Genomic DNA, 12,393 nt, shown 5'->3' with positions numbered 1-12,393 from the left:
TCACCGTACGCCGAAGTCAGTTGTCAACGGGTTTCGGCGCCCCTGGCGCCTTCTCCCCTCGCAGCTCGGCGAGCTGAACCGTGATCGCCGCCATGATGTCGGCGGTCGCGTCGCGCAGGACGTCCGCGTGCAGCGGCTGCCCCTCGTACTTCGACAGGTCAACCGGCGGTCCGGTCAGCACGTGGAAGGTCTTGCGCGGAAAGAGGCTGGGCCTCTTGCTCCCGTAGGGCAGGATTTTCTGGGCCCCCCAGTGAGCGACCGGGATCACCGGCGCGCCGGTCGCCAGGGCCAGCCTGGCCGCGCCGGTCTTGCCCTCCATCGGCCAGAACTCGGGGTCACGGGTGCAGGTCCCCTCCGGGTAGAACATCACGCACGCCCCGTCGGCGATCCGCCGCTCCGACTCCCCGAGCGAGCGTGCCGCGTCGGCGCTCCCCCGGTAGACCGGGATGGCCTGGAGCTCCTTCACCATGTGCCCGAGCCCCGGCACGGAGAAGAGCCCCGACTTGGCGAGGATCGTCGGCCAGCGCCCGTTGTTGTAGAGGTAGTGCGAGATCAGGATCGGATCCAGCCACGACAGGTGGTTGGTCACCAGGATGATCCCGCCGGCCTTGAGCAGGCGGTCGCTGCGCCGCCAGTCCTTCTTGACCAGGAGCCAGGAGATCGGCTTGACGATCGCGACAGCCACGGCGACCCAGAATCGCGAAGGCCATCCAGGACGTCTCATGGGCTCCTCCAGATGAGCGGGGTGCGCCCCCAGTCTCCCGGTTGACTCCGCGAGATGTCGAGGCGGGATGCTTAAGGTTATGCCTGCTCCGGAGAGTTTCACCTGGACCCTCGTCGTGCCGGTCAAGACGCTGGTCGCCGCCAAGACCCGGCTGTCGGCGGCGGCGGGCCCGCACCGGGCCGCGCTGGCCGTGGCGATCGCCTGTGACACCGTCGAAGCGGCGCTGAGCTGCGTGCTCGTCGCACGGGTCGTCGTGGTGACGGGCGACCCTGTGGCGGCCGAGGCGCTCGGCGGCGTCGGTGCCCACGTGGTCGGCGACCCCGAGGCGGGGCTGAACGCCGCCCTCCGCCGCGGTGCCCGGGAGGCGGTACGGCTGGCTCCCGCCGACGCCGTCGGCGCGCTCCAGGCCGATCTCCCCGCTCTGCGCCCGGCGGAGCTGGCCCTCGTGCTCACCGCCGCCGCGGAGTTCGACCAGATGTTCCTGCCCGACGCCGTCGAGGTCGGCACGACCTTCTACGGGGTACGGCCCGGCGTGCCGTTCACCCCAGGATTCGGTGGCGAGTCACGGGACCGTCACCTCCGGCGGGGCGCGAAGGAGCTCTGCCTGGACGGGATCGACTCGGTCCGGCGGGACGTGGACACCCCCGACGACCTCCGGGTGGCCCTCGCCCTCGGCGTCGGCCCCCGCACCCTGGCGGTGGTGGAGAGGATCAGGGGCGGGGAGCCGGACAAGTGAGCCGGGGAGCCCCCTCCGCCTCCGCTGGAGGGGGCTCCCCGGCCGTCTGGACTCCGTCCGTCACGAAGCTCGGTCCCGGGCGCGGCGCTCATCGGGCTCCCCTGCCGTCCGGCCTCCGCCTGCCCCGGTCGGGGGATCGCGCTCCTTGAGCTCAATGTCCGGCGTTCTCCTCCACGGCGTGCTTCGGCAGGAGGAAGGCGGCGAGGAAGGTCGTCAGCAGCATCCCGGCGACGATCCAGAGGACGATCCGCGTCGCCCCGATGACGTCGGGATTCGCTCCGATCCCCAGCTGGTCGAAGAAGACCGTGCCGAGCAGGGCGACGCCGAAGGCCCCGCCGAGCTGCTGGACCGCGGTGAGCGTGCCGGAGGCCGAGCCGCTCTCGTGCTGCTCGACCCCGGCCAGCACGATGTTGAAGAACGGCGCCATCAGCAGGCCCATCCCGATGCCGGTGACCGTCAGCGCCGGAACGAACTGCCAGGGGGTCACGTCCATCCCCGCGAGGGTGACCGTCAGCAGGACGCCGAGCGTGCCGAGCGCCATGACGAGGACGCCGCCCTGCAGGACCTTGCGGCCGAACCGCTGCACCATCTGGGCGAGGCCGAAGCCGACGACCATTCCCAGCGACCAGGGGATCATCACCAGGCCGGCCTTCAGCGTGGAGTAGCCGAGACCGACCTGGGTGTAGAGGTTGAACACCAGGGCGAAGCCCGACATAGAGGAGAAGAAGACCAGGCCGGTCAGCAGGCCGCCGGTGAAGGCCCGCTTGCGGAAGAGGCTGGGCACGACCAGCGGATCGCCACCCGCGCGGCTTCTACGGGACTCGAACCAGCCGAAGATCGCGAAGACCACGACGGATGCGCCCATCATGACGAAGGACCAGGCGGGCCAGTCACTCTCACGGCCCTGGACCAGGGGAAAGACCAGGAGCAGTCCGGCCAGGGAGGCCAGGAGCACGCCGCCGAAGTCGAGCTTGAGGGGGTGTGGTGAGCGCGACTCGGGAAGGTAGCGCAGTCCGGCGACGATGGCGGCCAGGCCGAGCGGCAGGTTGATCAGGAAGATCATGCGCCAGTCGGTGCCGAAGAAGTCGGCGTCGATCAGCCATCCGGCGAGGATCGGGCCGCCCACCGAGGACAGGCCCATGACCGGCCCGAACAGGCCGAACGCGGCGCCCATCTCCTTCGGCGGGAACATCTCCTTGATCATGCCGAGCCCCTGCGGCAGCATGACCGCGCCGAACAGTCCCTGGACGACCCTCGCGCCGACGAGCAACTCCGGCGACTGCGCGACGGCACAGAGCAGCGAGCCCACGGTGAATCCGGCGGCGCCGATGAGGAACATCCTCTTTCGGCCGTAGATGTCGCCGAGCCGTCCGCCGGTGATCAGGCCGACCGCCATGGAGAGTGTGTAGGCGGCGCCGAGCCACTGGATGACGGCGGCGGTGCCGCCGAGCTCGGCCCGGATGGTGGGCGCGGCGATGTTGGTGACCATGGCGTCGAGAAGGTCCATCACCTCCGCGGCCAGGATCACGAACAGGGCGGCCCAACGCCAGCGGTAGAGCGGGGGTTCGGGTGGCGCGTCGACTGCGGCCGTCACGTCACTGGTCATGGTGCTCTCCTCAGGGGATCTGGGTGGAATTCGAGGGACACAGCGCCCACCTCTGATGAACGTCGTTCACTATAGGCGATCGACGTTCTATTAGAGAACGGCGTTCATTCCACAGTGCGACGTTCTTAAGATATGTCGCATCGGTTCGCGTGACAAGATATATCGTGAAAATGAGCGGTGTTCTCCACACCGATCATTGTTCGGCGCAGCGTTACACTGGCGTCATGAACGACGAGTTGCCCGCGCTGCCCTGGGAACGGTCACGCCGGAGGACGGCTCCCGCACGGATCCCTCTCACCCGGGACCGGATCGTCGACGCGGCCTACGTCGTGCTCGACCGGGAGGGTTACGAGAAACTGGGCATGCGCCAGGTCGCGGCCGAGCTCGGCGTCGCGGTCTCGGCCCTCTACTCCCACGTGAGCAGCAAGGACGAGCTGTTCGAGCTGATGTACGTCAGGATGTTCGACGACTGGGATCTGCCCGAACCCGATCCGGAGCACTGGCGCGAGCAGGTCGCGGAGTACGCCCGCGACGGACGGGCCAGACTGCACAAGCACCGCGACATGGCCCGGATCTCGATGGGCGGCATTCCCTTCGGCCCCGAGACGCTGCCGTACATGGACAGGATCCTCGGCATCTTCCGCGCGGGCGGGCTGCCCGACCGCGTCGCCGGGGCGGCCGGCGACGTGATCTCCACGTTCATCGACGGCTTCGCCCTTGAGGAGAGCATGTGGGAGACCCGGCGCCGCGAGTCCGGCCAGAATTCCTGGGCGGAGATGCGGGAGACCCTCGAGCGATACTTCGAGGAGTTGCCGCCCGACCGTTTCCCACACCTGGTCGCACTCTCCAACACCATGTTCGAAAACTCCAACGACGACCGGTTCGACCTCGGCATCGAGATCATCATCCGAGGGTTGGCGTCGTTCGTGGAGGAGGTGGAGAAGACCGAAGCCGGAGGATCTTCCGGGACGTCAGCACCGGAAGATGAGCGACCATGATGCCGGCCGTGGCGACCCACAGCACGGTGTGCGCGTCGAAGATCTCTCCCAGCACCCCGCCCAGCAGGCCGCCGACCGGTGCGGCCCCCCACATCAGGAAGCGCATGCTGGCGTTCATGCGGCCGAGCAGGTGCTCCGGGGTGATCCGCTGGCGGTAGCTGAGCTGGTTGATGCCGAACACCGCGCCGCCGATTCCGCTCAGCAGGCAGCCGAGCGGAAACAGCGCCAGCCGCCAGCCCTCGGCCGTCAGCGGGGAGATCAGTACGGCCAGGGCCGCCAGGGCGGCTCCCCCGTACATGGCGCGGCCGATGCCGAAGCGGACCGCGACGCGCGACGCGAGCACCGCGCCGATCAACCCTCCGACGGCGCCGCCGGAGAGCAGCAGACCGTAGATCCCCGGGCTCACGCCGAGCGCCCTGATCAGGAAGAGCGGCTGGGCCACGGCCCAGATGCCGTTGGACAACATGACCAGCGCGCCGAGCACGGCGATACGGCGAAGCACCGGGTGTCCCACGACGTGACGGACGCCCTCGCCGATCTCCTCCCCGAGCCTGCGGCGCTCCGCGACCGGTGTGATCGTCTCCTCGGCGCGCACCCCGCCGAGCAACAGCGCCGAGACCAGATAGCTGACCGCGTCGGCGAGCAGCGCGATCGGCGCGCTCAGCGCGTGCACCAGCCAGCCGCCCAGCGCGGGACCCGACAGGACGGCGGTGTTGCGCAGCGTCTCCAGCGTGCCGTTCCCCCTCAGCAGATCGTCCTTGCCGACGAGCGAGGGCAGGAAGCTCATGTGCGCGACGTCGAAGAAGACCGCGCCGACACCCATGAGGAGGGCGACGGCGTAGAGGTGGGGCAGGGTCATCGCGTCCAGGGCGACGGCGGCCGGGACGGACAGCAGCGCGGCGCCGCGGAGCAGGTCACTCCAGATCAGGATCGGACGGCGGCGGAGCCGGTCCACCCACACGCCCGCCGGCAGCCCGAGGAGCAGGAACGCGGCCATCTCGGCCGCGGTGAGCACCCCGATCTGGAAGGAACTCGCGTCGAGGGTGAGCATCGCCACGAGCGGCAGGGCCACGAGCGTGATCTGGGTTCCGACCTGGCTGATCGCGTCGGCCCCCAGAAAAAGCCGGAACGACGCGTCTTGCCACATGCCGGTTCTTCTGTCACCCGCGCCCATGATGAGGCATCGTGGCGGCCCCCCGCGAAGCCGGTCAACCGCTTTTCCGGCGGGTTACGCTGATCGGGTGCAGGCAACGGTGCGGATCTTTGACGCGACGACCCGGTCGGGGTCGGTGTTCCTCGACGACGGGAGCGAGATCCCGTTTGATGCGGCGGCGTTCGACGCGGGACCGCTGAGACTCCTCAGGTCCGGCCAGCGGGTCAACATCGTCATGGACGGCGACGACATCACCTACGTCACGCTCTCGACCTTCCCCGTGCCCCGATAGGCCTCGGGCCTCGTGCTGGGAAAGGCCCCCGGCCGATCTCCCCGCACAAGGCCCTCCACCTGCCCGGCAGAGCTCTCCCCCGTAAGGAGAAGCCGGACACCCGGACTCCCTCGGCGGGAATCCGGGTGCTCGCGTGAGGGCTACTTTTTCTTCGCGCTCTTCTTGCCACCCGTGTTGACGAGTTCCTTGAAGTCGGAACCGGGCCGGAACTTCGGCCCCCAGCTCTCGGCGACGTGGATCTCGGCACCCGTCGAAGGATTGCGGGCCGTACGGGCAGGCTTGTGCACCATCTCGAAGGCGCCGAAGCCCGTGAGCGAAACCTTGTCACCGGTGGCGACCGCTGACTGAATGGTCTCGATCACCGCATTCACAGCCTCGGTGGCCGTCTTCTTGTCGCCCATCTTGTCCGCGATGGCGTCGACGAGTTCCTTTTTGTTCATAAGGTTGCTCCCCCTGTCTTACCGATGTCCGGGAGTGGGTCATGAGGCAGAAAACCCGTCTCACCCGTTTTGTCACGACGAGAGGTCTCAACTCAGAGAGAAACCCCTTGCCCGCTTGAAATTAAGGGACAGAGCCGTATGACTCAATCACCTTCCGCAATGTTTCCAGCACTCGGCGTATCTGAAACCAGAACATCAAGGTCTAGAAGGAATAAATCGAGACGCCCTGCGGCATGATCAAGATCATGTTTTGACACATCACAGATGGCGAGCAGGCGTCTGGACAGGCGTTGTCGCTCTGCCGGGGGGATGGGCAGCACGCGAACGCGACGGTGCGCATCGCGCAACCGCCGCGCCAGCTCGTTCTCTGAACGTGTCAGACAGTCGTCGGCAGCCATGGCTGCCGACCATTCTCGTACACCGTCACATCGTCGGCGTTGCGCAGGGTCAGTCCGATGTCGTCCAGGCCCTCCATCAGCCGCCAGCGGGTGTAGTCGTCGATCTCGAATCCGACGGCCTCGCCGCCCCAGCGGACCTGACGCCCTTCCAGGTCAACGGTGACCTCCAGGGAGGGGTCCGCCTCCACGGCGCTCTGCAAGGCCTCCACGACCGCGGCCGGCAGGACGACGGGGAGCAGCCCCATCTTGGTGGAGTTGTTGCGGAAGATGTCGCCGAAGCGGGCCGCGATCACGACGCGGAAACCGTACTGCTGCAGGGCCCAGACCGCGTGCTCTCGCGAGGAACCGGTGCCGAAGTCGGGTCCGGCGACGAGGATCGAGGCGCCCTCGTAGGCGGGGTTGTTCAGGACGAAGGCCGGGTCCTCGCGCCAGGCGGAGAACAGGCCCTTCTCGAATCCGGTCCGGCTGACCTGCTTGAGCCAGACGGCGGGGATGATCTGGTCGGTGTCGACGTTGCCGCGACGCAGCGGCACGGCCCGGCCGGTGTGGGTGGTGAAGGCGTCCATCGCGAAAACTCCTTACAGGTCGGCGGGCGCGGTCAGTTTGCCGGTGACGGCGGTCGCTGCGGCGACCTGCGGGGAGACGAGGTGCGTACGGCCGCCCTTGCCCTGACGCCCCTCGAAGTTGCGGTTGGAGGTCGAGGCACTGCGCTCGCCGGGGGCGAGGGTGTCGGGGTTCATCCCCAGGCACATGGAGCAGCCGGCCTCACGCCACTCGGCGCCCGCGGCCTTGAATACCTCGTGCAGCCCCTCCTGCTCGGCCTGGAGCTTGACCAGCATCGAGCCGGGGACGATCAGCGTGCGGGTGACGACCTGACGGCCGCGCAGCACGTCGGCCACGGCCCGCAGGTCCTCCAGCCGTCCGTTGGTGCAGGAGCCCACGAAAACCGTGTCCACCCGCACGTCACGGAGCGGGGTGCCCGCGGCCAGCCCCATGTACTCCAGGGCGCGCGCGGCCGCGGCCGGGTCGTCGGTGTCCTGGGGATCCGGCACGGACGCGCCGAGGGGAGCCCCCTGGCCCGGGTTGGTGCCCCAGGTGACGAACGGGGTCAGCGTCGTGGCGTCGATCTCCACGACCGTGTCGAAGACGGCGTCCTCGTCGGACGTCAGCGTCTTCCAGTATTCGACCGCGGCGTCCCAGTCCGCGCCGGCCGGCGCGTGGGGACGGCCCTTGAGGTATTCGAGCGTGGTCTCGTCCGGAGCGATCATGCCCGCCCTGGCGCCCGCCTCGATGGACATGTTGCAGACCGTCATCCGGCCCTCCATGGAGAGCGCCCGGATGGCCTCGCCACGGTATTCGACGATGTAGCCCTGGCCGCCGCCGGTGCCGATCTTGGCGATGATCGCCAGGATCAGGTCCTTGGCGGTGACCCCGGCCGGCAGCGTGCCGGAGACCTCGATGGCCATCGTCTTGGGCCGGTAGGCGGGCAGCGTCTGGGTGGCCAGCACGTGCTCCACCTCGGAGGTGCCGATGCCGAAGGCGATGCCGCCGAAGGCTCCGTGCGTGGAGGTGTGGGAATCGCCACACACGATCGTCATACCGGGCTGGGTCAGACCGAACTGCGGGCCGATGATGTGCACGACGCCCTGGCCCGCGTCACCCATCGGGTACAGCCGGACGCCGAACTCCGCGCAGTTCTTGCGCAGTGTCTCCACCTGCACCCGTGACACGGGATCGCTGATGGGACCGCGTACGGTCGGGACGTTGTGGTCCTCGGTGGCGATCGTCAGCTCGGGCCGCCGAATGGGCCGGCCCGCCATACGCAGGCCGTCGAACGCCTGCGGGCTCGTCACCTCGTGAATGAGGTGAAGGTCGATGTAGAGCAGATCAGGCTCGCCCTCGGCACGTCGTACGACGTGCTGCTCCCAGACCTTCTCCGCCAGCGTGCGGCCCATGTCGCCTCCTTGCGATCGCCGATTTCGCACCCCACTTGCTTTCTCATATGTCGAGACGTCAGTATCGGTGCATGGACAACTCTAGCGGAGTCGGCGTACTCGACAAGGCCGTCCTCGTGCTCAACGCACTTGAAGCGGGCCCTGCATCCTTGGCACAACTCGTCCAGGCCACCGGCCTGGCGCGCCCCACGGCCCACCGGCTGGCCGTCGCGCTGGAGTATCACCGCATCGTCTCCCGCGACACGCAGGGCCGATTCGTGCTGGGCCCGCGTCTGTCCGAGTTGTCCACCGCGGCCGGTGAGGACAGGTTGCTGGCCGTCGCCTCTCCGGTGTTGACCCAGCTTCGGGACATGACTGGCGAAAGCGCGCAACTTTACCGGCGCCAAGGTGACGAACGAGTGTGCGTGGCCGCCGCCGAGCGTGCCAGCGGGCTGCGCGACACCGTGCCGGTCGGCTCGGCGCTACCGATGCTCGCCGGGTCGGCGGCGCAGATCCTGCTGGCGTGGGAGGAGCCGGACCGCCTGCACCGGGGGCTGCGCGGGGCCAAGTTCACCGCCGCCACGCTGGCGAGCGTCAGGCGCAGGGGCTGGGCGCACAGCGTCGGCGAGCGCGAGCAGGGCGTGGCCAGCGTCTCGGCGCCCATCCGCGGCGCGGGGGGCAAAGTGGTGGCCGCGGTGTCGGTCTCCGGTCCGATCGAGCGCCTGACCCGGACTCCCGGCCGGCTGCACGCCGCCCCCGTCGTCACCGCCGCCGAGCGGATCACCGAGTCGATGCGGCGGGCCAACTGAGCCCTCCCGCGAGGGATCGCGACGGATTCACGCGCCGTCCGCGCACGATCGGCCTGGCCTGTCGGTGAGCCACATGACATCGGCTGGGCTGACCCGTGCGATATGAGGAGGCGAGCACCCTTGCGGCCCCCTAGGCTGGGTAGGTGACAGATCGCATCGAGGCAGCCGCCGCTGAACTGCGTCCCCTGCTCCAGAACTTCATCCTCTGGGCGCGTGAGAACGCGCCCGGCAGCGATGCCAACCTGGTCGGCTCCGTCGCCCTATGGCACCGGCTGATCGCCTCCGACGACGTCGGCCGGTGGAAGCAGGCCGATCTGCGCACGGTGCTGCTCGACCGGATGCCCCAGGTCGTGGAGGATCCGGACGCCGCCGCCGACGGCATGGTGCCCGCGGTCCGCGCCTATCTGACCTTCCTGTCGGAGTCGAACCACCTGAGCAAGGGCTCCGCCTCACTCGACGATCTGCTCGTCGAGCTCGACCGCCTCGAAGACGATTTTGTCGACGCGATGGAGGAGCTCGTCGTCGAACAGGACGAATACGAGGACGAGGACGAGGAGGAGTCCGAGGGACTGGGCGACTTCGAGCCGTTCGCGGACGAACTCTCCGATCTGCCGACGATCCGGCTCCGCCCCGACGCCGAGCTGGCCGCGGCCACCCGGAAGACGACCCTGATCGCCAAGGCCCGTGACCTCGCGGTCTGGGTCGGATCCGAGCGCCGCGTGGGCGAGACGAGCCTGCTCAGCGACGCCGAGATCGGCGAGGCCCTCGCCGCCCTGGGGCTCGCGGCCCCCGAGCCCGGGGACAAGTCGCTGGCCGACTCGGTGCCCGCGCTCTGGAACATCTGGAACCTCGCGATCGACCTCGACTTCCTCCAGCCCGAGGGCGAAGACACCGTCAGTGCCGACGCCGACACCGCGGACTGGCCCTTCGAGGAGGACGACGACGCTCTGGACGCCTGGATGGCCGGTCTGCACTCGATCGACTACGGCGACCCCGAGCTCGAAGACGAGGAAGCCACGATCGCCCTGTCCGGGCTGACCCGGGCCCTGCTGATCCGGGTGCTCCTGGCCACCGGCTCCAAACCCCTGGCCGAGCTCCGCACCGAGCTGGCCGAGGCCGCCGCCGAATACGACGACCTGGGCGCCGACGCCTGGGCCGCGGCCGCCGAGCGGTACGGCGACCCGCTCAACCCGGTGCTTGAATGGCTGACCGGCTACGGCATGATCGAGGTCGAGCACGATCAGGTACGGCTGACCTCGCTCGGCATGGAGGGCCTCGTCCATCTGGTGGACGACGCCGACATCGAGCTGGATGCCCGGCCCGCCATCGACGCGATGACCGCCCTGGATCTGCTCTCCTTCAGCGCGGAGCTGCCCGAGGAGGAGGCGGACGCCGAGTTCGCCGCCTGGATGGAGCTGCGTGCCCCCGCCCAGGCCGCCAAGGAGCTGCTGGAGGCCGCGGCCGAGGACGACGCGGACGCCCTGATCCGGGTCCAGGCGGCCAGCATGGTCGGCTCGCTCGGCGAGGAGGCCGTGCCCGCCTGGAAGGACGCTCTCGACGAGCCGTCGCTGCGTCCCTACGCGGCCACCCATCTGGCCCAGCTGGGCATCGACGACGCTCCCTCGCCCACCCAGGCCGACACCCACTGGCTGATCCTCGACATGCTGACCATCTCCGCCGGTCTCGGCCGCCCGGAGTTCGTCAGCAGCCTGGACGACATCGGCGACCTGGTCAACCTGCTCGACGTGATCTGGAAGGTGCCGCACCCGCACCTTGAGGAGCTGCTGGAGGCCATCGGCAAGGCTCACCCGGACAAGCAGGTGGGCAAGGCCGCCAAACGGGCCCTGTTCAAGGCCCGCTCCAACCACAACTAGCGCGGCGGGAAGCTCGCGCGGGGCGTGAGTGGCTCGGGCCTACGGCCTGCCGTCCTCGCCACTCACGCCCCGAGCCCCGACCGTACCGGCGATCCGGCCCGCCACCCATGGTCCGGATCCCGCCACGGCGGCCCGGCACCGCGGTGAGCCACCTCCCCGGGGATCCTCCCGCCGGTCGGGCAGCGTCGTCCTCGCTTCCCGACGGAGGGATCCCCTTCCGGGACGTCTCACAGGGAATCCTCCTGCCAGTCGGGCAGCGGCCGATAGATCGCGATGCCCTCGGCCTCCAGCTCATCACGGAGTTCGAAGTACTGCTCGCCGAAGGGGTCGACGCCGCCGAGCGGCATGAGGCCCCGGCGGATGGCCAGATCATGGGGGGCGAGAGCCGCGGCCTCCGCCAGGTGCCGCTCGGCGGCGACCCTGCGATCGCCACGGAACAACCACGCGGCCAGCCGTGCGTGCAGCCGGGCAAGACGCTCGTCGTCGGTGGAGGCTCGTAGCTCCCGGGAGGTCGTCCCGGCCTCGCCGTCGATCACCCACCTGCGCAGTGCCGCGGTGGCCTGCTCGGAGGACAGTCCGTTCATCGAACGGAAGGTGTCGGTGGCGGTCATGGTGTCCTGGGGCCGGGCGATCCGGCCCTCCTCATCGATCCAGACCACGGTCGGCACGTTGATCACGTTGTAGAGCTCGGCGATCCGGCCGTCGGCGTCGACCACCGCCGGATGGGTGAGATCCGCGAGCCACTCCCCGGCGGCCTCGGGGTCGCGGTCGAGCGAAACGCTGACGACGCTGAAGCCGTACCCGCCGAGCTCCCGGTGCAGGGTCTCCCAGGCGGGCAGGTCGTAGCGGCAGCCACACCAGGAGGCCCAGAAAACCACCGCGACCTTGGTGCCGCGCAGGCCGGGGAGTGGCCCGAACTCCGGCGCCCGGTCGAGGGCGAGTCCGGTGGGCTCGCCGATCGCGAGCACTCCCTCGTCCGTGTCGGCCACCGCCGGCCTGCCGAGCAGCCCGGCGAACCTCAGCAGGTCCACACCGTCCTCGGTCTCAGCGGCGGCGGCACGGAACGACGGGATGCACGCGTCTCCACTGCACCAGCCGTGCGGCTTGCGCTCCCAGCCGAGAATGGTCGCCCCGTGCGGCACGACCAACCCCTCGATCTTCTCCTCGTGCCCGTCCGCCAGCAATGTGATCATTTGGATCTCCCCGGATAGTATCGCTATCCAATCATTGGACAGCAGGACTATCCAGTCAAGGGCGTGTTCGGGAGAAAAAATTGATTTCCCTCAGAAATGCAGAAAGCCCCCGAGAGCCAATGCTTTCGAGGGTTTCACGATGTAGTCCCGACCGGATTCGAACCGGCGCTACCGCCTTGAGAGGGCGGCGTCCTGGGCCACTAGACGACGGGACCTTGTAAGAGAAGACAGTGGTA

At 69.0% G+C, this 12,393-nt stretch carries 13 protein-coding genes and 1 tRNA gene; 5 read left to right on the top strand and 9 right to left on the bottom strand.

The genetic code is table 11. The annotated features are described in order from the left end of the window. Positions 1–16: 16 nt before the first annotated feature. The gene (locus CHC08_RS44300) at positions 17–685 is read right to left on the bottom strand and encodes a lysophospholipid acyltransferase family protein (RefSeq protein WP_245878946.1); all 669 of its coding nucleotides are present in this window, start codon (positions 683–685) and stop codon (positions 17–19) included. A gap of 106 nt (positions 686–791) precedes the next feature. Here CHC08_RS44300 and cofC point away from each other — a divergent pair, with 106 nt between their 5' ends. Continuing rightward, on the top strand, positions 792–1,460 hold the full coding sequence (gene cofC / locus CHC08_RS44295) for a 2-phospho-L-lactate guanylyltransferase (protein WP_089213380.1): 669 nt from the start codon (positions 792–794) through the stop codon (positions 1,458–1,460). A gap of 151 nt (positions 1,461–1,611) precedes the next feature. On the opposite strand, the gene CHC08_RS44290 is transcribed toward cofC, so the two are convergent. After that, positions 1,612–3,066 carry an MFS transporter gene (locus CHC08_RS44290; protein ID WP_089213379.1) on the bottom strand — a complete coding sequence of 485 codons (1,455 nt, stop codon included), beginning with the start codon at positions 3,064–3,066 and terminating at the stop codon, positions 1,612–1,614. Between the two features lie 224 nt (positions 3,067–3,290). Between CHC08_RS44290 and CHC08_RS44285 the strand changes: the two genes are divergently transcribed. Next, positions 3,291–4,064 carry a TetR/AcrR family transcriptional regulator gene (locus CHC08_RS44285; RefSeq protein ID WP_089213378.1) on the top strand — a complete coding sequence of 258 codons (774 nt, stop codon included), beginning with the start codon at positions 3,291–3,293 and terminating at the stop codon, positions 4,062–4,064. Here the strand turns inward: CHC08_RS44285 and CHC08_RS44280 are convergent. Then, positions 3,970–5,211 (bottom strand): MFS transporter, encoded by a 1,242-nt coding sequence (locus CHC08_RS44280; protein WP_089213377.1) that lies wholly within the window; start codon positions 5,209–5,211, stop codon positions 3,970–3,972. The genes CHC08_RS44285 and CHC08_RS44280 overlap by 95 nt on opposite strands. Positions 5,212–5,305: 94 nt before the next feature. Here CHC08_RS44280 and CHC08_RS44275 point away from each other — a divergent pair, with 94 nt between their 5' ends. Continuing rightward, a complete protein-coding gene (locus CHC08_RS44275) occupies positions 5,306–5,509 on the top strand; it encodes a hypothetical protein (protein WP_089213376.1) in 204 nt (67 codons plus the stop codon). A gap of 140 nt (positions 5,510–5,649) precedes the next feature. Here the strand turns inward: CHC08_RS44275 and CHC08_RS44270 are convergent, their stop codons facing one another. The 4 genes from CHC08_RS44270 to leuC form a co-directional block, all read right to left on the bottom strand. After that, positions 5,650–5,949, bottom strand: coding sequence for an HU family DNA-binding protein (locus CHC08_RS44270; protein WP_089213375.1), 300 nt, complete (start codon positions 5,947–5,949; stop codon positions 5,650–5,652). Positions 5,950–6,092: 143 nt separating this feature from the next. Continuing rightward, on the bottom strand, positions 6,093–6,347 hold the full coding sequence (locus CHC08_RS44265; protein WP_089213374.1) for an SCO5555 family protein: 255 nt from the start codon (positions 6,345–6,347) through the stop codon (positions 6,093–6,095). Then, entirely contained in the window at positions 6,326–6,913 is a 588-nt protein-coding gene (gene leuD, locus CHC08_RS44260; RefSeq protein ID WP_089213373.1) for a 3-isopropylmalate dehydratase small subunit, read from the bottom strand. Before leuD ends, CHC08_RS44265 begins: the two co-directional genes overlap by 22 nt. A 12-nt stretch (positions 6,914–6,925) precedes the next feature. Beyond that, positions 6,926–8,302: a 3-isopropylmalate dehydratase large subunit gene (leuC, locus tag CHC08_RS44255; RefSeq protein ID WP_089213372.1), complete on the bottom strand. Its 1,377-nt coding sequence runs from the start codon at positions 8,300–8,302 to the stop codon at positions 6,926–6,928. 71 nt (positions 8,303–8,373) lie between these two features. On the opposite strand from leuC, the gene CHC08_RS44250 reads away from it, so the two are divergent. After that, positions 8,374–9,090: an IclR family transcriptional regulator gene (locus tag CHC08_RS44250; RefSeq protein WP_089213371.1), complete on the top strand. Its 717-nt coding sequence runs from the start codon at positions 8,374–8,376 to the stop codon at positions 9,088–9,090. Between the two features lie 143 nt (positions 9,091–9,233). Further along, positions 9,234–10,964 (top strand): hypothetical protein, encoded by a 1,731-nt coding sequence (locus CHC08_RS44245; RefSeq protein WP_089213370.1) that lies wholly within the window; start codon positions 9,234–9,236, stop codon positions 10,962–10,964. Between the two features lie 227 nt (positions 10,965–11,191). Here the strand turns inward: CHC08_RS44245 and CHC08_RS44240 are convergent, their stop codons facing one another. Both CHC08_RS44240 and CHC08_RS44235 read right to left on the bottom strand, forming a co-directional pair. Beyond that, on the bottom strand, positions 11,192–12,157 hold the full coding sequence (locus tag CHC08_RS44240; protein ID WP_089213369.1) for a TlpA disulfide reductase family protein: 966 nt from the start codon (positions 12,155–12,157) through the stop codon (positions 11,192–11,194). 142 nt (positions 12,158–12,299) lie between these two features. Next, positions 12,300–12,372 (bottom strand) — tRNA-Glu (locus CHC08_RS44235). Positions 12,373–12,393: the final 21 nt, after the last annotated feature.

The organism is Streptosporangium subroseum (genome assembly GCF_900188345.1).
In the GTDB taxonomy this organism is placed as follows: domain Bacteria; phylum Actinomycetota; class Actinomycetes; order Streptosporangiales; family Streptosporangiaceae; genus Streptosporangium; species Streptosporangium subroseum.
The sequence above is the reverse complement of the archived record's forward strand: the minus strand, read 5'-3'. Positions and strand labels throughout refer to the sequence as shown.